Here is a 21,796-nt window from a genome sequence, read left to right on the forward strand (position 1 = left end):
CGATATAAATCCTATTATCCCTTCCTCTAAAGCAGTAAAGAGTGCATTTTTTAAACCGCTTAACAGCTTGTATGTTTTTTAGTCTTTTTAAAAGTAGACATGCATAGGTTGAAAGTATGATGGTTAAAGGAGTGGGAACTAGTTGGCAACGATGGGAGAATGGATGACGCTTTTGTTTATGTCTGTTGCGCTAGGTATGGACGCTTTTTCAATCGGCCTGGGCATGGGAATGTTATCACTTCGATTTAAGCAGATTATGAAAATAGGGATTACGATTGGACTTTTCCATATGCTGATGCCGCTTGCTGGAATGACGATCGGAAAACAAATCTCTCTTCACTTTGGTGATATTGCTGCGATCATTGGCGGAATCTTGCTCGTCATACTTGGTGTTACGATGATTCGCTCTTCGTTTTCAAGTGATGATGAACCGTTCGTACAACCGATCGGTATTGGTTTATTGGTCTTTGCATTAAGTGCGTCTTTAGACAGCTTTTCGGTAGGCTTATCATTAGGAATTTATGGGGCCAAAACATGGATGACGATTCTGATGTTCGGTATGATGAGCATGCTGTTAACATGGGCTGGATTGATTATGGGGAAGAAAGTGCAAAAGTGGCTCGGTTCGTACGGTGAAGCCTTTGGCGGCTGTATCCTGCTCGCTTTTGGTGTGAAGATCCTGTTTCCTTTTTAACTTTTGGGGAGCTTGCATTGGTAGGTTGATAACTCCTGAAAAGTGAAGCGAACATAGTTAAGGCTCATGTTTAAAAGATTGTTGCATTAGTGGTATTTCGTTCACTTTCTTCCTTGACAAGTTGATCGGAGTGCAAGGTGCGTGCCTACCACATGAGAAGCTTCTCGCTAGGCATGCGACGAGGAAGCTCACTGCGGAAGCATTAACTTGTAGACGCAGGAGCAAGGATGCTATCTTGGTGAGACACCTAAGAGCGATAGCACCGAGGAGGCTCACCGCACACCCCCCGGAAAGCGAAGCAACCTGGAACGGAGATTAACCACTCTCAAAATCAACAGTGAATAACAAACCAGCCATTTTTTTATTCATGAAACCGATGATATACTTAATAGAATAACGTTATCCCAGATAAAAATGGGGAAAGATAGAATATGAGGTGAAGCCACCAATGAATAGAAACGTTTTATTTATTTGTACAGGCAATACATGCCGCAGCCCGATGGCAGAGGCGATTTTACGTGAAAAAGGAAAAGGCAAGTTCAACGTTAAGTCTGCAGGTGTTTTTGCTGGAAATGGCGCGGTGATGAGCTCGAATGCTTCACATGCCCTTTCAGAGAGAAAGATCAAAGAAAGCCATCAGTCACAAGGCGTATCCGATTATCTGATCGAATGGGCGGACCTCATATTAACAATGACAGAAAGCCACAAACATGCTCTTGTCGGACGTTGGCCGGATGCAGTGAATAAGACGTACACATTAAAAGAATATGTTCTCGATGAAGAAGATCAAAAGAAAATAGAAGAAATCTATGAGCTGTACACAGAGATCGAGATGCTGAAGCTTCAATATATGTCAAAGGATTCTGCGGATGAAGAAGTGAGACAAGCATTTGAGAAAGAAGTAAGGCCGCTTGTTGAAAGACGAATGAAACTGGAAAGTACTGTTCCGTCTCTAGACATTACTGATCCGTTCGGCGGGCCTCTCCACCTTTATCAGGAAACGAGAGATGAAATTGAAGCACTTATTGAAAAATTAATGAAAAAAGACGATAGCAAGAAGTAGTGAGACATAATTCAGTAAGGCTGTCCTAAATTGCCGTGAAGTGACATTGTACAGGCGATAAGGACAGAATATAATGGAAAAAAGTATGAGAGAGCAGGTGCACGCAACATGAAAGTAGCAATTGGATCAGATCACGCCGGAGTTGAATTACGAAAAGAGATCATCGCCATGATAGAAGAACTGGGAATGGAAGTAGAAGATGTTGGCTGTGAATGCGATACTTCTGTAGATTACCCAGACTATGCTATCCCTGTAGCTGAAAAAGTTGCCAACGGTGAAGCGGATCGTGGAATCTTAATCTGCGGTACGGGTATCGGAATGAGCATTGCGGCAAACAAGGTAAAAGGAATCCGCTGCGCGCTTGTTCATGATCTGTTCAGTGCAAAAGCAACAAGACAGCATAACGACAGCAATGTACTTGCCATGGGTGAACGTGTCATTGGGCCAGGTCTCGCTTTGGAAATCGCAAAAGTATGGCTAACGACAGAATATGAAGGCGGACGCCACGGTCGCCGTGTGGGTAAAATCTCTCAATACGAAGGCCAATAGCAGTACAGCTATTAACCCATAAAATGAAGGGAAGACCATCTAATGAGCGATGAGCTCCAACAAATTCAAGACCAAGTCCTGAATGTTTTGCAAGATCTGCAAAAGCATGCACAATTAAGACCGTCTCAATTATTAGTAGTAGGCGCAAGTACAAGCGAAGTAATTGGTGAACGAATTGGCACATCAGGCACGATGGATACAGCGGGTGCACTTTACCGAGGTATCGTAGCGTTTCAAGAGGAAACAGGAGTTGCACTTGCCGTGCAGTGCTGTGAGCACTTGAATCGTGCGCTCGTTATGGAGCGTGAAGATGCAGAAAAACGAGGCTATGAAGAAGTCCGGGTCGTTCCTGCTCGCTCAGCAGGAGGTGCGTTGGCAACACATGCCTTCCACCACATGAACGAACCCGTGATCGTTGAATATATAAAAGCCGACGCAGGCATCGACATCGGTGACACCTTTATCGGGATGCACTTGAAGCATGTTGCCGTGCCTGTGCGCAGTGAAGTGAAGAAGGTTGGCGCTGCGCATGTGACGTTGGCGAAAACCCGTCCGAAGCTGATCGGCGGCGAACGCGCAGTGTATCCGAGCAAAGAAGACATTCGGTGTTTTTAGTTAGTGGAAAGCCCTCTTGGTGAGGGCTTTTTTTATTAAGCAGGGGAGTGGGAGGAGGGCTGCGGTTAACCGCAGGAGAGGCGAAAATTGTCGAGGATTGTAGACTCGTGGATAAACAGCCAAAACTTCTGGATTCAGCCCTAAAACTCGTGGATTGAAGTACAAAACTCGTGGATTCATGGGCATTTTTTGTGGAATTACAGTTAACAAGGCTGATTTCAGCTGGTCTTGATGCCCTTCCGGTGCTTCCAAACCAATATTCTGAAGCTTGCCACCCGCCAAGCACCCTAATTATGTTCGATTTCGTAGTGAATCCACTCTGAATTGATGTTTTTCCCACCCATTTTTTTATAAAGAGCTTGTGCAGACGTGTTATCGATGGCGGTTTGCCAAGACATGTACGCATAGCCTTCCTTTTTCGTATACTCAAGCACATGCTGAAACAGCTTTTCGCCTAATCCAGACCCACGAAACTCAGAATCTACAAATAAATCATTCAAAATGGCGATCTTTTGCACGCGCGTCGTGCTGAACGAAAAGTAAAGTGTAGCAAACGCTGCTAATCGGCCGTCCTCTGTTTCTGCTACAAATTGTGTTCCTGCTTCATCCGAAACCAGCAAATGTTTAATATGATCCTGCAGTTTTGTTCCTTCAGGTGTTTTTCCTTTATAAAAGTCAACGATATAACGAAGCATTAAGCCATTCAACTGCTCTACATCCTCTAAAACGACAGGACGAATTTTAAAAGTTTCCATCTTCTGCATCTCCTTTAATATCACTTCAATAACGAAAGAAGCGTTCATTTTACATCTATATTAAGTGATTCTTAGAGAACTGAATAGTATGATTAATGGGATGAAGTGGAATCGTGAATTGTCTGGCAAGGGCATACTATTGCTGCTTCCTTTTTGAAACGTGAAAGGAGAGGTTATTTTGAGGAATTATGCGATCGGAATTGATATTGGAACAACGAGCACAAAGGTCGTTCTTTTTGATGAAAAAGGCGCGGCTGTCGCTCATCATTCAAAAAACTATCCGCTGCTTTCTGAAGAACCGGGTACAGCGGAACAAAATCCGAATGAAATTTATGAAGCGGTTGTTTATTGCTTAAGAGAAACGGTAAGAAAGAGCGGGGATCTGGCTAGTAGAATTAGCTTTCTCTCATTTAGTACAGCGATGCATTCGTTGATCGCCGTCGACAGTGAGGGGACACCGCTCACAAACAGTATCACATGGGCAGATATCCGTAGTGAACCTTATGCGGCTGCTTTCAAATCAAGTGCAGAAGCCATTGATCTGTATAAACGGACTGGTGTGCCGCTGCATCCGATGACACCGTTCTTTAAATTACAGTGGTTAAAAAGGGTATCACCTGAAGTCTTCCAAAAAGCAGCTAAATTTGTTGGTATAAAGGATTACATACTCTACCGGTGGTTTGGTGACTGGGTAACCGATTATGCATCAGCCGCAGCGACTGGTCTATGGAACTTGGAATCAAAAACGTGGGACGCGGAAGCACTGCAAATAGCGGGTATCACACCGGAAAAATTACCTGATCTTCAGCCAACTACTTATTATTGGGACACGCTTTCTGAAGTGCTTTTAAAGAAATCAGGCCTCGATCAATCTGTAAAAGTAGTGATTGGTGCAACAGACGGACCATTATCTAACCTTGGTGTCGGAGCGATCTCACCTGGAGATGTTGCGGTAACAATAGGGACGAGCGGTGCGATTCGAACAACATCTGCTGCACCTATATTAGATACAGAAGGCCGCACGTTCTCTTATCCGCTGACAGAAAATCTTTGGGTATCAGGCGGACCGGTTAATAACGGTGGTATAGCGTTTCAATGGATTCATGATGTTTTGCAAAAAGACGGCTACCCTGCCTATGAAAAACTGTCTGCTGAAGCGGATCAGATAGAGCCTGGTGCAGAAGGACTTCTGTTTCTGCCTTATCTAACGGGGGAGCGAGCTCCTTTATGGGAGGCACAAGCGAAAGCTTCTTTTATAGGTCTTACCCTTCGCCATACTCAAAAACACATGGTGCGGTCGGTGCTAGAAGGAACGATTCTGAACTTATACAATGTATATGCTCTGATTAAAGATCATGTTGAAGGTGAAGATGTTAAGATATTCGCGACAGGCGGTTTTACGAATTCTCCTCTATGGAAACAGATTTTAGCAGACGTTTTTCAAACAGAGGTGAGCATACCGGAACATACGGAAAGCTCATGTCTCGGGGCAGTCTTGCTTGGGCGATTTGCAATCGGGGAAACAGAGACATTACAAGAGGCACCTTCTGAAACGAAACAATACGAAGAAATCGTACCGAACAAGGAGCATCAGCAAGTCTATCAAGAACTGTTCGTCCTCCATCAATCCCTTTCTAATGTGATTCAGACACAATACGGGGCGTTGCATGATTTTCAAAATAGACATAAAAAAGAGAGCGGAGAATAATTCCGCTCTTGGTTTTAGTTGATATATGTCGCATTGATTAACGGAAGTCCAGACTTAGCGTCTTTGCCATTTTTAACATTTCCGTAAACCGTAATTTCTGAACCTTCTTTAAAACTGCTATCCATCGTAAAGTTCATCACTTTGAACGTTGTGGCGCCAACTTTCATCTCAAAACTGCTGCCCATGCCTTTTTCTTCATGAGCAGTTACTGTTCCCGTTGCTTTAATAATTTTTTCATTATAAGCACTAGGATCTGATTCAAGCGCACTTGGATCTAACTGAACCGCATTTTTCTCCATATTTTTGATAACCTCGGCTTGTTGACCAGCTAAATCATCTTTCGTGTTTTGATCTTCATTTGCTCTTTTTTCTGTTTCTTCCTTCGCTTCAGGCTTTGCTTTTTCTTCGCTGCAGCCTGCTAATGCTAGTACTAAAACAAGGAGACTTGCTCCAAACCACTTTCTCATCATGCAAAAACACCCCTTAATATATCACTCTATCTCTATTATGTATCATCATACCATGTTCATCCCTATCAAATAAAATGAATTTTCACACTTGTGCATTTCCTCTTACAACTTAAAGCATTAACGTGTAAGATATAGGGGTATGTTACAATCATAATAATTTTTCACATAAGGTAAGGGGGAAGCGAAATTGAACCATTTGAAAACAGCTGATCAAGAAGTCTACCAATCCATTATGGATGAATTGCACCGCCAGCGTACGAAAATCGAATTGATTGCTTCTGAAAACTTTGTAAGCCAAGCCGTAATGGAAGCTCAAGGCTCCGTTCTAACGAATAAATACGCTGAAGGCTACCCGTCTAAACGCTATTATGGCGGATGTGAACACGTGGATGTTGTTGAGAATTTAGCAAGAGACCGCGCGAAGAAAATTTTTGGTGCGGAACATGCTAACGTTCAGCCTCACTCTGGTGCACAAGCGAACATGGCCGTATATTTTACGATTTTAGAGCAAGGTGACACTGTACTCGGAATGAACCTTTCTCATGGCGGTCATTTAACACACGGAAGTGCTGTGAACTTCTCAGGAATTCAATACAATTTTGTTGAGTATGGTGTAGATGCTGAGAAAAACGTGATCGATTATGAAGATGTTCGTCAAAAAGCCCTTGAACACCGTCCAAAGCTGATTGTAGCAGGAGCGAGCGCGTATCCGCGTGCGATTGATTTTGCAAAGTTCCGCGAGATCGCCGATGAAGTTGAAGCTTACCTTATGGTGGACATGGCCCACATCGCAGGACTTGTAGCGGCTGGACTTCACCAAAATCCAGTTCCTTATGCAGACTTTGTAACAACAACTACACACAAAACACTTCGCGGTCCTCGCGGAGGAATGATTTTATGTAAAGAAGAATTCGCGAAAAAAATTGATAAATCCATCTTCCCGGGCATCCAAGGCGGTCCTTTGATGCACGTAATCGCTGCAAAAGCGGTATCGTTCGGGGAAGTGTTAACAGATGAGTTCAAAAGCTATGCAGAGCAGATTGTGAAAAACGCAAAACGCCTGGCAGAGTCTTTGAAAAAAGAAGGCATCACACTTGTTTCTGACGGCACAGACAATCACTTGATCCTGATCAACGTGAGCGAGCTTGCGCTAACAGGAAAAGTGGCTGAAAAAGCACTAGATGATATCGGGATCACCGTGAACAAGAACACGATTCCATTTGATAAAGAAAGCCCGTTTGTAACGAGCGGTATCCGTATCGGAACAGCAGCGGTAACTTCACGCGGTTTTGTTGAAGAAGACATGGACGAGATCGCTGCAATTATGGCTTCTGTACTGAAGAACATCGAAGACGAAACAACATTGAAAGATGCAGAGACACGCGTTGAAAAGCTAGCAGGAAAATATAAGCTGTACGAATAAAATAGAGATTAAAAAACCAGTTTCTAAGCAGAAACTGGTTTTCTTTGTATAGATGTTCTTTTTCTTTTGTTTGGCACAGGAATAATGAATTGGTGTTTAGGAACTTGCTGAACAATTTTAACAAAGACAATGGTTGTAAACAGAACAGCAAAAAACATAATCGGCATGAATTTTGTCTGCCAAACGACATCAGGCAGTAGGATTGTAAATAGAATCAAGGTAAATGGATGGATCAGATAGATTCCCATAGATAGTTTACCGATAACTTGTAAAGCGTTTTTTAGCCAATTCATTTTAATGAGATAAGAATATAAAGCAATCGTTGCAAAACTTAATAACGGAATATTAATAAGATTTGTCTCTCTTCTAGATGAAATTGAACCCATAACTTTATATTCGATAAATGCAGCTACATAGATGATTACAACACTGACAGCAAGAAGTACAGAGTGTTTTTTCACCCATGCTGAGATTGGTTTCCAGTAATACGCTAGAAATCCACCAAAGATAAAGTAAAAAATCCAATGCATCACAAATACCTTATCAATTAAGACTCTTTCGATAATGCCTGATGCAAATGATACCTCTTGCAGATTTGTAAAATAAAGACTTATTGCAGCAGATACAATTAGTCCAATCCACCAGCCAAGGCCGTTTTTAATAAATTGAAGGAGTGGAAACATAAAATAGAACTGTACAACGATAGCCATAAAGTATAAATGATAGAACGATTCACCCATCGTAAAGTTATATAGGAGTACTTTAGGATCTGTAGGTACGGTTCCTCCAAGGAAATATACGGTTACAAATTGATAAAACAAACTCCAAATCAAGAATGGCATAATAATTTTCGTTGTACGTGATGTGATAAAAGATTTAAACGAAAAGCCTCTCTTATTTACTGCATTAAAAAGCAAGAAACCACTAATAACAGCAAAAGTTGGTGTTCCAAAACGGCCAAGCTGGTTGAAGAAATACGTAAACCAGTTCCAAACACCATCAGCCTCATTGTAGTATGTTGCAGAAACATGAACCAATAAAACACCGATACATGCGAACGCTCTTAAAAAGTGAATTTCATTGAAGTATTCTTTAGTTGCTACATTTTTATTCACTTTTTACATCCTCTCTATTTTTAAAAAGTTAAAGCAGTTAAATAATTTCACGGTTATAAAGTTCGTATTGTTTTTTATATTGCATAGGGTTGAATCGCTTGTAATAAATGGGATAAGAGGAAGGTCAACCATAACAAGAAGGTCTAGCAAAGTAACCATTTTTTGTACACTTCGACAAAAAACAAAACTTTTTTTCAAAAAAAGTGATCCAAATAAAAACTCTCTCCGTTAGCTAAGTGTAAAAAACAAAAAAGGAGAGATTACCTATGAAAATGAAAAAAGCACTTTTAGCAGTACCGTTAAGTGTGTCTCTATTAATCCCTACATTCTCGGTGGCTAATGCACATGGTCATGAAAGTCACAGCAAAGGCACGATGTCAGCAGAAGTAACGAACCCGGCAATCGATCTTCGTGCTTCACTTGATACTCTTCTTTCTGAACATGCATTTCTAGCAGTTGTTGCGATGCAAAAAGGAATTGACGGAAAAGAAGACTTTGAAGCAGCAGCTGGACAGTTGAACCAAAATACAGAGGCACTTTCAGCAGCAGTTGGATCTGTTTACGGTGAAGAAGCTGGAGCACAATTTAAAGAGATTTGGAGCAGCCATATCGGATACTTCGTAGACTATGTAACAGCAACAGCTGAAAATAACGAAGAAGGAAGAAAGCAGGCATTAGCGGAATTGGATAAATACCGTGTGACGCAAGCTGATTTCCTTGATAAAGCTACAGAAGGCAGATTAAAAGCGAAAGACCTTGAAGAAGGTCTGAAAGTCCACGTTGACCAACTAGTGTGGGCATTTGAAAGCTATAGAACAGGGGACTATGACAAAGCGTACGACAACATTTCAGAAGCCATGCACCACATGTTCATGACAGGTAAAGGTTTATCTTGGGCAATCACGGATCAGTTTCCTGATAAGTTCGAAAACAAATCAGTGGATACACCAGCAGCTGACCTTCGCGCTGACTTGAATAGCGTATTCTCGGCGCACGCAGCATTAGCCGCATTAACGATGCAAAAAGGAATCGATGGCGCGAAAGACTTTGAAGCCGCAGCTGCAGAACTTAACGAAAACACAGATGACATCACAGCGGCTGTAGAATCTGTATACGGTGCAGAAGGTGCAGCACAGTTTAAAGAAATTTGGAGCAGCCACATCGGCTATTTCGTAAATTATGTAACTGCAACAGCTGAAAACAACGAAGAAGGCAAGAATCAAGCGATGGCTGAATTGGACAAGTACCGTGCTGAACAAGCTAAATTCCTAGACACGGCAACAGAAGGCCGTCTAAAAGCAGCTGACTTAGAAGAAGGCTTAAAAGTACACGTAGACCAATTACTAGCAGCGTTTAACAGCTACACAGGAAAAGATTACCCTGCAGCATACAAGAATATCTCTGAAGCTTATGCTCACATGTTCGGTGTAGGACAAGCGATGTCTGGTGCGATCGTTGATCAATTCCCAGATAAGTTTGCTGGCCAGAAGCCATCCGAAATGCCGAAAACAGGTATGGGCGGCATGAGCCAAACATCAAATGACGCTGTACTTTGGAGTCTGTTCGGGTTGATTCTAGCTTCTGCTACAACAGCTATGATTCTTCGCAGAAAAGCAACAAACCAATAGTAAGAGTAAAGAGTGGAGGACGAATGAGTCCTCCATCTTTTCTATCTAATTGAGATGGAAAGGAAGGTTTTTATTATGAAAAAATTAGTTGCGGGTATTCTGTTAGCTGTGCTGATTGTAAGCGGCTGTTCGAACTCTGATGAGAACAGTAAAAGTGAGGATTCTAAAGCTAGTGAAACGGTAAAAAAACAAGAGCAGCAGGAAGAAGTGGCATCCTCATCAACTGAGCTGACGCCGCCAGAAGGATTAAAGTTAAAAGCAGATACAGAGGGAATAACACCTTCTACGATTGAAATTCCAGCATTGAATATCAACACTGAAATTGAAAAAGTCGGTACGCTAAAAAATGGCCAGATGGGTGTTCCGAAAGGTATGGATACCGTAGGCTGGTTTGGTGACGGGGCGAAACCCGGATCGCCGGGAAACGCTGTAATGGCAGGGCATGTTGACAGTAAGACAGGTCCAGCTGTGTTTTATAAACTAGAAGACCTTGAAAAAGGCGATGAAGTGATCGTTAAAAACAAAGACGGCAAAACACTGACTTTTGAAGTAACAGGAAAAGAAAAATACGACAGAAAAAACGCGCCTGTCGATAAGATATTCGACTATTCGTATGGAAGCAAGCTGAACTTAATAACATGTACCGGTACCTTTAATCGTGATGAAGGAACGCATGAAGAGAGATTGGTTGTTTATACAGAGTTAAAAACGAATGAGTAAGAGAATGAAAAATCAAAGAGTATCAAAATTAACAAAAAGCATCCATTCGTGTGGGTGTTTTTTTGATGTGCGGTTGAGGGGGAACTAAGTGGACAGTATTATTGCGGAAGTGGACAGTAAAATCAGAAAAGTGGACAGTAAACTTCAATTGGGGCTAAACCATCCCACGAAGGCAGCAAGCATATAGAAAGTTTTTCAGGATTTCACCTCTGAATTCAGGGAATAGTAGTAGAAGAGTTTTTATGTAATATTTGGAGTCTAATTTCTTGTCATCAGCCGCTAATTTCCCTTGAAGTAGATGCTGTTTTTCTGTACAATGCTAGAGATGCTTTTTGAACGACAATAAAAGTTACATAAGGAGAGGTGCTTAAACATGAGCAATGTATATGTCCTTGATCATCCGTTAATTCAGCATAAATTAACATACATCCGTGATGAAAGAACGGGTACAAAAGAATTCCGCGAGCTTGTTGATGAGGTAGCGGGACTGATGGCTTTTGAAATTACACGTGATCTTCCATTGCAAGAAGTAACGGTAAAAACGCCGGTTGCTGAAGCGACAATGAAAACAATCGCTGGGAAAAAATTAGGGCTAGTACCGATCCTTCGTGCAGGACTTGGAATGGTAGACGGAATCCTTAAGCTGATTCCAGCAGCAAAAGTTGGACATGTTGGTCTTTACCGTGATCCTGAAACACTAACACCGATCGAATATTACGTGAAGCTTCCTTCTGATGTGGAAGAGCGTGATTTTATCGTAATCGATCCAATGCTTGCTACAGGTGGATCTGCAGCTGCAGCAATCGAGTCGATTAAAAAGCGCGGCGCGAAAAACATTAAGCTTATGTGCTTAGTAGCAGCTCCAGAAGGTGTTAAAGTGATTCAAGAAGAGCACCCAGACGTTGATATTTTCTTAGCAGCACTTGATGAAAAATTAAACGACCATGGATATATCGTTCCAGGTCTAGGCGACGCCGGAGACCGTTTATTCGGAACAAAATAAGCTAAAAAAACAAAAAAACTGACTCGATGAAAGGTGAAAAAACCTCTGTCGAGTCATTTTTTTATTTTAAGCGTGCAATAATCTTCCCTGAACATAAAGAAATTTTGCTACAAATAGCTGGCTGCGCGAGAAAAGCCTCGAGGCGCGCGTAAATCAAGTGAATACGCGTGTAACTTCGGTAAAGGTGCGCGTAACTTTGTCGAACACGCGCGCAAACAAAGCAATCCTGCGCGAACGTGAATATATAATAGCTGATTGTTAGAGTAACGGGTTCTCTTTTGGAGGAGAAAATCGTAATTCGCAAGCCAATTAGCAGGTGAAATAGCACAATAATTGGATATGTAAATGACATTAAAAACGACCAGATTTTTGTCTGGTCGTTTTCTTATGCCCTTATTCAATTAAAGCCCCCGTTTGTTGAAGAATATTTTTATTCACTCAAATACTTATTTACACTTGAAAACACAGTTTCTTTATCGAGGAGTATTTTAAATCCATTTCTAACTACTTCTTTTGTCCCTTTATCTAGGGGTTCCTTAACTCATATATTTGTTGATACTCCATACTCAACTTCTAATTCATTATCATAAAATATTCTGAGTGAAGTTAAGAAGGGTCCCCACTGTTCCAATTGATGTCTGTTCACAACATGATACTTGAATCTGACAAAATACCTTGTAATGTAACCTCTTTATTAGTTGAGATAATTACCAAATCTACATCCGATTTCAAATGAAAGTCACCTCTTGCAAATGACCCCACAATAGCTACACCTTTACCGTTTTACGATAAGTAATTTATAATTAACTTTTTTGCTGAACAGTATATTCGTAGTGTGCATTAACGCTGCTGTTTATAACCATATTTATAAAGGTCACACCATCGACCGATAAGGTTTATACCTCATACCTTATCTAAACTATAGTATATGAATTCATATATACGCCTTTTGATAAAACATTTCCTCATTTTAAGATCTTTTTTATTACTTTAGCATACCAGTAAACGATTTTGATTGGTTTAGTAACCGGTTTTGTTAAATCTTTCATCACACTTTGAGCTAAGTTTTTTCTTTTCTCTGGTGGTCGACCACGCTCTGTCAACTTCTTATCAATCTTCTTTTGTAAATTATCAATCGTCCCATGTATTCCTTTTTTAGGTCTTTTATCATTTCCAAACATTAATAAATTCCTCCCATTCTAAATGTCTTTCATAAAGCGTCAAGAATTTGTCAAGTCTATAAGTTGTAAATAGTGTCTTCTCCTACATTTAACATTTCATCATCAACATTATCTCTAATAAAAAAGACTTACTTCTTTAAAGTAAGACTCTTTGAACTCTGTTTATATTCGATATTCGAAAAAAAATCCCTTCTACCATTAAACTGCCACGTTTGTTGAATAAGGACTGCACGTTTTTACCCTTATTATATATTCGATTTAACCGCCTTTTAATCCTTTTTCACTAAAAATGGCACGTCAATTGACAAGTGAATTCGCATACCAATTCGCAGCGTGACAATAGTTATTGTCATCTTGCTAGAACGTGTGCGAATTGGGGTGCTAATTAAGGTGATAAAAATGGGTTTTTTAACCAAAATCCTTATATACCAAGAAAAAATCGCAACGAATTACGCTGCGATTTATAGTGCTAATTACTATGCGATTTGGCTTGTTTTTTCTCGTTTTCTCCCTCAAAAGAGAACCTGTTATTGTTAGAGATGCATTTTTTTCTCTTCATTGGCGTGTTGAATGGAGCGCAAGGTGGCGAGACTCCTACGGGACGAGCGGTCAGGTGGAGACTCCTAATGGCGCAAAGCGGCAGGAGGCTCACCGCACGCCCCGTGGAAAGCGAGCCACCTGGAGCGGAAATCAACTACTATCAAAAACAACTTGAATACGAAAAGAGCTTTTATAAAAGAACACGTACCGTAAAATCTAAAAAAAGAAGGCTGACAACCGACAGCCCTCATCCCAAAAGTTGAATTAGTTCATCTCCTCAAACTTCATATCCATCAGCTTGTTGTCATCATGCATCACGCCGACTTTTACAAGATGTTTCTTATCTTCTTGATACACCGTAAAATCAAAGTAATCTGTTATGGTACCATCCGGGCTAACTCGTCGTGTATCGTACTGATAATCGCTCACTCTGCTGTTCGGATACTTTTTTCTCGTTTCAGCCAAGGCCATTTTGCCCCATTTTGCATAATCTTTTTGTGTCACAGATGAATTCATATCGTCAGTAGGGGTCTGGTCATTGTATTGAACGTTTAATGGTTTTGTACGATCGTTCTCAACATTGTTTCTCATATCTGTAGACTCTTCCGTCGGCTTCTTGTCATTGTTCATGCAGCCACTTGCCACAAAAACTGAGATCGCTGCAAATAAAATAATTACTTTTTGTTTCATGTCGAACAAGCTCCTTCACATATATTTAATGTAAGTATTTATCAAAAGCAGTTAATTATTCAGGATAATGGAAAAAGTAGGAAGATGTAGTAAACCAAGTTAATAATAAACCATTGTAACAAGCCACAAAATTTCCACAATTTATTTAATAAACCGTCCCGTAAGTCGTTGACATAGAAATGTCACTATTGTATTCTTACAAAGGGAATATGGTAAGGTTTACATTCTTGTTATTTCAAGGTTTTTCAAGAAAAAAATTACCAAGTTTCCATTAGGAAGGAGTCCATACGATATGAGCAACGGGAAACGCCCTTATAAAGCGATGGCTTTAATGTCTGGCATTCTTTCTCAGCTTGTTGGATGCATTTTGGTTGGACTTTTTGGAGGGAAATGGCTGGACGAGAGAGTCGGCAATGAATTTCCAATTTTCCTTATCATCGGGTTGTTTCTAGGTCTTGGAACAGGTGTTTACGGGATGATCCGCTTAATATCGAAGTTTTCAGGGGATGGGCAATGATGGATGAGTACCGATCGGTGTTTTTCAAATACATAAAGTACACATTATATCTTCTTTCCATTCTATTTATCGGATATGCCTTCACTCCCTACAAAACAATCTTTTTAGGACTTGCTTTAGGAACTGTATTCGGTTTGTACAATCTTTGGAGCATGTACTCAAAGATTGAGCGGATGGGACAAGCAGTGATCCAGCAAAAAAAAGTGAAGTCACTCGGTTCACTTTCAAGACTCCTCTTTGCAGGGTTAGCGGCGCTCATCGCGATGAAATACCCGGAACATTTTCATTTATTAAGTGTGGTAGTGGGATTGATGGCAGTCTACATTATCATGTTAATAGATTCACTAACTCAAGTTACACGTACTCCAAAGGAAAAGAGGTGAACATAGGTGGAACATGGTGCAGTTACAGCTGATTTTCTAGGTTTGACGTTTAATCTGTCAAACGTACTAATGATCACAGTTTCATCCGTTATTGTTTTCCTTATTGCGGTACTCGCTACTCGAACCCTGTCAATGCGACCAGGAGGAATGCAAAACTTCCTTGAATGGGTAGTCGATTTCGTAAAAGGAATCATCAACAGCACAATGGATTGGCATACGGGCGGACGCTTTTTAGCTTTAGGACTTACATTAATCATGTATATTTTCGTTGCCAACATGCTGGGATTACCTTTTGCAGTAGTAGTCGACCATAATCTATGGTGGAAATCCCCTACTGCAGACCCGACCATTACATTGACTCTAGCAGTTATGGTAGTGGCGCTATCACACTATTACGGTGTGAGAATGAAAGGGTTCAAGGAATATGGAGCTGAATTCTTCAAGCCAATGAAGTTCTTGTTCCCACTAAAGATTATTGAAGAGTTTGCGAACACATTAACGCTTGGTCTTCGTCTTTATGGAAACATTTTCGCTGGTGAGATGCTTTTAGGTCTATTAGTAGGTTTAACTAAGATGGGTATTTTTGCTGGCGTACTAGGAATCTTCCCATTGATCGTGTGGCAAGGCTTCTCAGTTTTCGTTGGTGCAATCCAAGCATTTATCTTCACAATGCTAACAATGGTTTACTTGGCTCATAAAGTAAGTCACGATCACTAATTATCGGGAAAAATCAAGCTTCTATACATAGGAGCCCATTTTCATAAAAATTTTAAGGGAATTCAGAAGGGAGAAATTTTATCATGAATCTTATTGCAGCTGCAATCGCGGTAGGTCTAGCGGCACTTGGTGCTGGTATTGGTAACGGTTTAATCGTAGGACGTACAGTTGAGGGTGTTGCTCGTCAACCAGAACTACGTGGTACTCTTCAAACAACAATGTTCATCGGGGTTGCGTTAGTTGAAGCACTTCCAATCATCGGTGTAGTTATTGCGTTCATCGCTCTTGGCGCTGAGTAATCTAACAACCACTGTTTATTACGATTTCTATAATGGCGAAGCAAGTTTCCGTAGTGAGACTACCCTTCGCCATTCCTTATGTATGATTGATTGAAGGGAGGAAATGGTGTGCAAAACTTAATTCTAGGTGCTGCTGCAGGTGGAGGCCTGAACACAGGTGATATTCTTTACCAGCTGGCTGCATTTTTAATCCTACTAGTATTATTGCGTAAATACGCATGGGGCCCTTTAATGGGAATCATGAAAGAGCGCCAATCACATATCAACAGCGAAATTGATGCGGCTGAAAAATCCCGTCAAGAAGCTAAAAGCTATCTGGAGACTCAAGTTGAAGAGTTGAAGAAAGCGAAAGATGAAGCAAAAGCTATTATCGATAATGCGAAAAAGCAAGGCGAAGCACAAGGTGAAGCAATTATTAAAGCATCTCGTGACGAAGCTGAGCGTGTGAAAGAAGCTGCATTAGCTGAGATCGCTTCTGAAAAAGAAAAAGCAGTTGCAACACTTCGTCAAGAAGTTGCTACTCTATCCGTTAAAATCGCTTCTAAAGTTATTGCAAAAGAACTTGATGAAAGCTCTCAGGAGAAGCTCATTAACGAATACCTTCAAGAGGTAGGCGAGTCTCGATGAGCAAAGATCAAGCAATCGTAGCAAAACGTTATGCATTAGCACTATTTGAAGTAGTTGGTGTTACGAAACTTGAAGATACAGTTTCCGAATTGCGTCTTGTGAAAAACGTACTGGAGATCAACAAAGATCTTCAAAAAGTTTTAGCACATCCAAAAGTATCAAAAGATCAGAAGAAAGAATTGATCAAAGAGAGCGTTGGAGCTGACCTTTCTACTGCTGTAATGAACACGATCTATCTTATGGTAGACCGCAACCGTTACACATACATCACAGAGATGGCAGCGCAGTTCATTGAATTAGCAAATGAAGCACAAGGCATTGCCGACGCAAATGTATACTCTGTACGTCCTTTATCAGACTCAGAGATACAAAAGTTGGAGCAAACGTTTGCTGCCCGAGTCGGCAAAAGAGCGTTGCGCATTAATAATATTGTAGATCCTTCCCTAGTTGGAGGAATCAAAATCCGCATTGGCAACCGTATTTTTGACGGAAGCATCAGCGGAAAGTTGAATCGAATGGAACGTCAATTAGCTTCTAACGGAAGCTGAGAGGATAGGGGTGAAATTCATGAGCATTAAAGCTGAAGAAATCAGTGCTTTAATAAAAAAACAGATTGAAAACTATCAATCTGAGATCGAAGTTAATGATGTGGGTACAGTTATCCAGGTCGGTGACGGTATTGCCCGTGCCCATGGATTAGATAACGTAATGGCTGGTGAGCTTGTTGAATTTTCTAACGGTGTAATGGGTATGGCCCAAAACCTTGAAGAAAACAACGTAGGTATCATCATTCTTGGGCCTTACCAAGAAATTCGTGAAGGTGACGAAGTAAAACGTACAGGACGCATCATGGAAGTTCCTGTAGGTGAAGAGCTTCTTGGCCGTGTAGTTAACCCTCTTGGACAGCCGATCGACGGTAAAGGTCCAGTTGCGACTACAAAAACTCGTCCTATCGAGCAAAAAGCTCCAGGCGTAATGGCTCGTAAATCAGTACATGAGCCGCTTCAAACAGGTATCAAAGCGATTGACGCACTAGTGCCAATCGGACGCGGACAACGTGAGCTTATCATCGGTGACCGTCAAACAGGTAAAACAGCTGTAGCGATCGATACGATCCTAAACCAAAAAGATCAAGATATGATCTGTATCTATGTAGCGATCGGACAAAAAGAATCAACAGTTGCGGGCGTAGTAGAAACACTTCGTCAACACGGAGCGCTTGATTACACAATCGTTGTATCAGCATCTGCTTCTCAACCTGCACCAATGTTGTTCCTAGCTCCTTATGCTGGGGTATCTATGGCTGAAGAATTCATGTGGGCTGGCAAGCACGTATTGATCATTTATGATGATCTTTCTAAGCAAGCTGCAGCTTACCGTGAGCTTTCCTTGCTACTTCGCCGTCCTCCAGGCCGTGAAGCTTATCCAGGGGACGTATTCTACCTTCACTCACGTTTACTAGAGCGTGCTGCGAAGCTGAATGACGAGCTAGGCGGCGGATCGATCACAGCGCTTCCGTTCATTGAAACGCAAGCATCTGACGTATCTGCTTATATTCCAACAAACGTTATCTCTATCACAGACGGACAGATTTTCTTACAATCTGACTTGTTCTTCTCCGGTGTTCGTCCGGCGATCAACGCAGGTATCTCCGTTTCTCGTGTAGGGGGAGCTGCTCAGATCAAAGCGATGAGCAAAGTATCTGGTACACTTCGTCTGGATCTTGCTTCATACCGTGAGCTTGAAGCATTCGCTCAGTTCGGATCTGACCTTGATAAAGCAACTCAAGCAAAACTTAACCGTGGTGCACGTACTGTTGAAGTACTTAAGCAAGGACTTCACAAGCCGCTAAAAGTTGAGCACCAAGTTGCAATCCTTTATGCATTGACTCGTGGTTACATTGATGATGTAGCTGTTGAAGATGTAAACCGCTTTGAAGAAGCGCTTTACGCTCACATGGAAGCTAACTCTAAAGACGTTCTTGATGCAATCAAGACATCTGGAAAACTTCCTGGTGACGACAGCCTAGACGAAGCGATCAAAGCATTCAAAAAGACATTCGCGTAAGATTTTAAATAGACTTTAAAGCAGTGGTGCGGCGGTTAGCCGTGCCCTGCAACCAGCTTACAACAAAGGTTTGTTTTAAAACGTGGATTGCCTATGTTTTAAAACTTTCACTAAAAGGTGGTGAAAATGAATGGCATTAAAAGATATTAAAGCACGTATAGACTCCACTAAGAAGACCATGCAGATCACAAAAGCGATGGAGATGGTTTCAGCTGCAAAGCTAAACCGTGCTGAGCAAAATGCAAAATCTTTCGGCCCTTACGTGGACAAGATCCAAGAAGTGGTTGGAAGCATCGCATCTGGCAGCAACGCTAAACACTCTATGCTTTTAACACGACCAGTGAAGAAGACGGGCTATTTCGTCGTAACAGCTGACCGTGGATTGGCAGGGGCTTATAACTCGAATATTTTGCGCCACGTTTATCGCACGATTCAAGAGCGTCACAAGTCACCAGATGAGTACGCATTAATCGTAATCGGTAAAGTGGGTGTAAACTTTTTCAAAAGCCGTAAGATGTCTATCTTGGACAGCATCACAGGCGTGGCAGACCAGCCATCCTTTGCTGAGATTAAGGCGATCGCATCAAAGGCAGTAGGTCTTTATGCGGACGGGACATTTGATGAGCTTTACATGTATTACAACCATTTTGTAAGTGCCATTCAGAGCGATCTGACGGAGAAGAAGCTTCTTCCGTTAACAGATATCGCTGCAACAAAATCAAAATCTTCTTATGAGTATGAACCATCAGAGGACGAGATCCTTGAAGTGCTTCTTCCTCAATATGCAGAGAGCTTGATTTATGGTGCTTTACTTGATGCGAAAGCAGCCGAGCATGCTTCTCGTATGACTGCGATGAGAAATGCAACGGATAACGCTAATGAACTGATCGGCCAATTGAACCTCTCGTACAACCGTGAGCGTCAAGCAGCCATCACTCAGGAAATTACGGAAATCGTCGGCGGTGTAGCAGCTCTAGAATAGACTTTTATTAAAAAGTGATTCTAACAGCTAATGTGCAAAGTAAGATAGGAGGGAAACCGATGAATAAAGGCTATATTACTCAAATTCTTGGACCGGTCGTTGACGTAAAGTTTGAAGGCCAGCTTCCAGAATTGCTTAACGCTTTAACTGTTAGCGCTGAGGGTGTTGACTTAACACTAGAAGTAGCACTTCACCTTGGTGATAACATGGTTCGTACAATCGCAATGGATTCAACGGATGGTCTTGTTCGTGGGATGGAAATCGCTGACTCAGGTAAGCCGATTTCTGTACCAGTAGGTGAAGCAACACTTGGACGCGTATTTAACGTAACAGGTGATCATATTGACCTTGGTGAGGCAGTACCGGCAGATGTTCGCCGTGACCCAATTCACCGTTCAGCACCTTCTTTTGAAGAATTAACAACAAAAACTGAGATTCTTGAAACAGGAATCAAGGTAGTTGACCTTATCGCTCCATACGTAAAAGGTGGAAAAATCGGTCTTTTCGGTGGTGCGGGTGTAGGTAAAACAGTTCTTATCCAGGAGCTAATCAACAACATCGCACAAGAGCACGGTGGTATCTCCGTATTCGCAGGTGTTGGTGAGCGTACTCGTGAAGGGAATGACCTTTACCACGAGATGAGCGACTCTGGTGTTATCAAGAAAACGGCAATGGTATTCGGACAAATGAACGAGCCGCCTGGAGCACGTGCACGTATCGCTCTTTCTGGTTTGACAATGGCTGAATTCTTCCGTGATGAAGAAGGACAAGACGTTCTTTTCTTCGTAGATAACATCTTCCGTTTCACGCAAGCAGGTTCTGAAGTATCTGCCCTTCTTGGCCGTATGCCATCAGCGGTAGGTTACCAGCCGACTCTTGCAACTGAGATGGGTCAATTACAAGAGCGTATCACATCTACGAAAAAAGGTTCTGTAACATCTATCCAAGCAATCTATGTACCTGCCGATGACTATACGGATCCGGCTCCAGCTACAGCGTTTGCTCACTTAGATGCAACAACAAACCTTGAGCGTAAACTAACAGCTATGGGTATCTATCCAGCGGTAGATCCTTTGGCTTCGACTTCACGTGCACTTTCTCCTGAGATCGTTGGAGAAGAGCATTACGAAGTAGCTCGTAAAGTACAGGCGACTTTACAGCGTTATAAAGAACTTCAAGATATCATCGCAATCCTAGGTATGGACGAGCTTTCTGAAGACGATAAGCTAGTTGTACACCGTGCGCGTCGTATCCAGTTCTTCTTATCTCAAAACTTCCACGTTGCAGAACAATTTACAGGACAAAAAGGTTCATACGTTCCTGTTAAAGATACAGTTCGTGGATTCAAAGAAATCCTTGAAGGAAAATACGATGATCTTCCGGAATCAGCGTTCCATCTCGTAGGCTCTATTGAGGATGCTATTGAAAAAGCAAAAACTTTGGCCTAATGCCTGAAAGGGGTAAGATTGGATGAAAACCATTCAAGTCAGCGTAGTAACCCCTGATGGTCCTGTGTTTGAAGGAAATGCGAAAATGGTCAGCGCGAAAGCAAAAAGTGGGGAGCTTGGAATTCTTCCAGGCCATATCCCTCTTGTAGCTCCTTTAACGATCAGCGCCGTGCGTGTTCACGACGTTGATGGGAAAACACAATATGTGGCCGTTAGCGGTGGATTTATTGAAGTGCGACCTGAAAAAGTCACGATCTTAGCAGAAGCTGCTGAAATCGCTGGCGAAATCGAAGTGGATCGCGCACGTGCATCAAAAGAACGTGCAGAGAAGCGTCTTGCAGGCAACAAACAAGACAACTTAGATGCAACGCGTGCGGAGTTGGCACTAAAACGTGCGATCAACCGTATCGACGTAGCAGCAAAGCGATAATTTTCAAGCCTTTCAGCTTTCCAGATTTGGAGAGCTGAAGGGCTTTTTTGTTTTATGCGGTGTAAGTCAGAGCGGTGTGAGAGGGTATGTGACGCATGTGGTGGGCGCGAAATATGTCGAGGATTGTAGACTCGTGGATAAAAGCTTAAAACTTTTGGATTGAGAGCCAAAA

General features: G+C 41.8%; 26 protein-coding genes. 20 read left to right on the forward strand and 6 right to left on the reverse strand.

Features of this window, described 5'->3' with window-relative positions; all coding sequences use genetic code 11:
* The first annotated feature begins 151 nt into the window (after positions 1-151).
* The 4 genes from P8610_RS11695 to P8610_RS11710 all read left to right on the forward strand — a co-directional run bounded on the left by P8610_RS11695 (position 152) and on the right by P8610_RS11710 (position 2,921).
* Complete coding sequence (locus tag P8610_RS11695; RefSeq protein WP_394604702.1) at positions 152-694, forward strand: manganese efflux pump MntP family protein; 543 nt, start codon at positions 152-154, stop codon at positions 692-694.
* Between the two features lie 448 nt (positions 695-1,142).
* Complete coding sequence (locus P8610_RS11700; RefSeq protein WP_394604528.1) at positions 1,143-1,757, forward strand: low molecular weight protein arginine phosphatase; 615 nt, start codon at positions 1,143-1,145, stop codon at positions 1,755-1,757.
* A gap of 108 nt (positions 1,758-1,865) precedes the next feature.
* On the forward strand, positions 1,866-2,306 hold the full coding sequence (gene rpiB, locus P8610_RS11705; protein WP_289494047.1) for a ribose 5-phosphate isomerase B: 441 nt from the start codon (positions 1,866-1,868) through the stop codon (positions 2,304-2,306).
* A gap of 42 nt (positions 2,307-2,348) precedes the next feature.
* Positions 2,349-2,921, forward strand: a complete 573-nt coding sequence (locus P8610_RS11710; RefSeq protein ID WP_289494048.1) for a TIGR01440 family protein — start codon at positions 2,349-2,351, stop codon at positions 2,919-2,921.
* A gap of 287 nt (positions 2,922-3,208) precedes the next feature.
* On the opposite strand, the gene P8610_RS11715 is transcribed toward P8610_RS11710, so the two are convergent.
* The gene (locus P8610_RS11715; protein WP_394604529.1) at positions 3,209-3,676 is read right to left on the reverse strand and encodes a GNAT family N-acetyltransferase; all 468 of its coding nucleotides are present in this window, start codon (positions 3,674-3,676) and stop codon (positions 3,209-3,211) included.
* 178 nt (positions 3,677-3,854) lie between these two features.
* Between P8610_RS11715 and P8610_RS11720 the strand changes: the two genes are divergently transcribed.
* Complete coding sequence (locus P8610_RS11720) at positions 3,855-5,384, forward strand: gluconokinase (RefSeq protein ID WP_394604530.1); 1,530 nt, start codon at positions 3,855-3,857, stop codon at positions 5,382-5,384.
* Positions 5,385-5,398: 14 nt separating this feature from the next.
* Here the strand turns inward: P8610_RS11720 and P8610_RS11725 are convergent, their stop codons facing one another.
* Positions 5,399-5,854, reverse strand: coding sequence for a hypothetical protein (locus P8610_RS11725; RefSeq protein WP_289494051.1), 456 nt, complete (start codon positions 5,852-5,854; stop codon positions 5,399-5,401).
* Between the two features lie 187 nt (positions 5,855-6,041).
* Between P8610_RS11725 and glyA the strand changes: the two genes are divergently transcribed.
* Positions 6,042-7,277: a serine hydroxymethyltransferase gene (gene glyA / locus P8610_RS11730; RefSeq protein ID WP_394604531.1), complete on the forward strand. Its 1,236-nt coding sequence runs from the start codon at positions 6,042-6,044 to the stop codon at positions 7,275-7,277.
* Between the two features lie 23 nt (positions 7,278-7,300).
* Here glyA and P8610_RS11735 read toward each other — a convergent pair whose 3' ends face one another.
* Entirely contained in the window at positions 7,301-8,392 is a 1,092-nt protein-coding gene (locus P8610_RS11735) for an acyltransferase (protein WP_394604532.1), read from the reverse strand.
* A 266-nt stretch (positions 8,393-8,658) separates the two neighbouring features.
* On the opposite strand from P8610_RS11735, the gene P8610_RS11740 reads away from it, so the two are divergent.
* The 3 genes from P8610_RS11740 (at position 8,659) to upp (ending at position 11,743) form a co-directional block, all read left to right on the forward strand.
* Positions 8,659-10,020: a copper amine oxidase gene (locus tag P8610_RS11740; RefSeq protein ID WP_394604533.1), complete on the forward strand. Its 1,362-nt coding sequence runs from the start codon at positions 8,659-8,661 to the stop codon at positions 10,018-10,020.
* A 75-nt stretch (positions 10,021-10,095) separates the two neighbouring features.
* Positions 10,096-10,740 carry a class F sortase gene (locus tag P8610_RS11745; protein WP_394604534.1) on the forward strand — a complete coding sequence of 215 codons (645 nt, stop codon included), beginning with the start codon at positions 10,096-10,098 and terminating at the stop codon, positions 10,738-10,740.
* A gap of 373 nt (positions 10,741-11,113) precedes the next feature.
* Entirely contained in the window at positions 11,114-11,743 is a 630-nt protein-coding gene (upp, locus tag P8610_RS11750) for a uracil phosphoribosyltransferase (protein ID WP_066244766.1), read from the forward strand.
* A 642-nt stretch (positions 11,744-12,385) separates the two neighbouring features.
* Here upp and P8610_RS11755 read toward each other — a convergent pair.
* Together P8610_RS11755 and P8610_RS11760 are read right to left on the reverse strand one after the other, a co-directional pair.
* Positions 12,386-12,508 carry a nucleotidyltransferase domain-containing protein gene (locus P8610_RS11755; RefSeq protein WP_394604703.1) on the reverse strand — a complete coding sequence of 41 codons (123 nt, stop codon included), beginning with the start codon at positions 12,506-12,508 and terminating at the stop codon, positions 12,386-12,388.
* Positions 12,509-12,708: 200 nt separating this feature from the next.
* Positions 12,709-12,924 (reverse strand): hypothetical protein, encoded by a 216-nt coding sequence (locus P8610_RS11760; protein WP_394604535.1) that lies wholly within the window; start codon positions 12,922-12,924, stop codon positions 12,709-12,711.
* Between the two features lie 626 nt (positions 12,925-13,550).
* On the opposite strand from P8610_RS11760, the gene P8610_RS11765 reads away from it, so the two are divergent.
* Positions 13,551-13,727 carry a hypothetical protein gene (locus tag P8610_RS11765; protein ID WP_394604536.1) on the forward strand — a complete coding sequence of 59 codons (177 nt, stop codon included), beginning with the start codon at positions 13,551-13,553 and terminating at the stop codon, positions 13,725-13,727.
* A 1-nt stretch (position 13,728) separates the two neighbouring features.
* Here the strand turns inward: P8610_RS11765 and P8610_RS11770 are convergent, their stop codons facing one another.
* Positions 13,729-14,154, reverse strand: coding sequence for a DUF3889 domain-containing protein (locus P8610_RS11770; protein WP_394604537.1), 426 nt, complete (start codon positions 14,152-14,154; stop codon positions 13,729-13,731).
* Positions 14,155-14,446: 292 nt separating this feature from the next.
* On the opposite strand from P8610_RS11770, the gene P8610_RS11775 reads away from it, so the two are divergent.
* The 10 genes from P8610_RS11775 to P8610_RS11820 all read left to right on the forward strand — a co-directional run bounded on the left by P8610_RS11775 (position 14,447) and on the right by P8610_RS11820 (position 21,624).
* Entirely contained in the window at positions 14,447-14,671 is a 225-nt protein-coding gene (locus tag P8610_RS11775; protein ID WP_394604538.1) for an AtpZ/AtpI family protein, read from the forward strand.
* The gene (locus tag P8610_RS11780; protein ID WP_394604539.1) at positions 14,671-15,054 is read left to right on the forward strand and encodes an ATP synthase subunit I; all 384 of its coding nucleotides are present in this window, start codon (positions 14,671-14,673) and stop codon (positions 15,052-15,054) included. Before P8610_RS11775 ends, P8610_RS11780 begins: the two co-directional genes overlap by 1 nt.
* 6 nt (positions 15,055-15,060) lie before the next feature.
* Complete coding sequence (gene atpB, locus P8610_RS11785) at positions 15,061-15,771, forward strand: F0F1 ATP synthase subunit A (RefSeq protein WP_197128303.1); 711 nt, start codon at positions 15,061-15,063, stop codon at positions 15,769-15,771.
* Positions 15,772-15,854: 83 nt separating this feature from the next.
* Complete coding sequence (gene atpE, locus P8610_RS11790; RefSeq protein ID WP_066293895.1) at positions 15,855-16,070, forward strand: F0F1 ATP synthase subunit C; 216 nt, start codon at positions 15,855-15,857, stop codon at positions 16,068-16,070.
* A gap of 108 nt (positions 16,071-16,178) precedes the next feature.
* Positions 16,179-16,697, forward strand: a complete 519-nt coding sequence (gene atpF / locus P8610_RS11795; protein WP_289494060.1) for a F0F1 ATP synthase subunit B — start codon at positions 16,179-16,181, stop codon at positions 16,695-16,697.
* A complete protein-coding gene (locus P8610_RS11800) occupies positions 16,694-17,245 on the forward strand; it encodes a F0F1 ATP synthase subunit delta (protein WP_394604540.1) in 552 nt (183 codons plus the stop codon). Before atpF ends, P8610_RS11800 begins: the two co-directional genes overlap by 4 nt.
* A gap of 19 nt (positions 17,246-17,264) precedes the next feature.
* Positions 17,265-18,764, forward strand: coding sequence for a F0F1 ATP synthase subunit alpha (atpA, locus tag P8610_RS11805; RefSeq protein ID WP_289494062.1), 1,500 nt, complete (start codon positions 17,265-17,267; stop codon positions 18,762-18,764).
* Between the two features lie 130 nt (positions 18,765-18,894).
* Positions 18,895-19,746: an ATP synthase F1 subunit gamma gene (atpG, locus tag P8610_RS11810; RefSeq protein WP_289494063.1), complete on the forward strand. Its 852-nt coding sequence runs from the start codon at positions 18,895-18,897 to the stop codon at positions 19,744-19,746.
* A gap of 59 nt (positions 19,747-19,805) precedes the next feature.
* A complete protein-coding gene (gene atpD / locus P8610_RS11815; protein ID WP_226536983.1) occupies positions 19,806-21,194 on the forward strand; it encodes a F0F1 ATP synthase subunit beta in 1,389 nt (462 codons plus the stop codon).
* 22 nt (positions 21,195-21,216) lie between these two features.
* Positions 21,217-21,624 carry a F0F1 ATP synthase subunit epsilon gene (locus P8610_RS11820; protein ID WP_289494065.1) on the forward strand — a complete coding sequence of 136 codons (408 nt, stop codon included), beginning with the start codon at positions 21,217-21,219 and terminating at the stop codon, positions 21,622-21,624.
* Positions 21,625-21,796 lie beyond the last annotated feature (172 nt).

The sequence above is a fragment of the Fictibacillus sp. UD genome (assembly GCF_043558025.1).
Taxonomy (GTDB): Bacteria; Bacillota; Bacilli; order Bacillales; family Fictibacillaceae; genus Fictibacillus.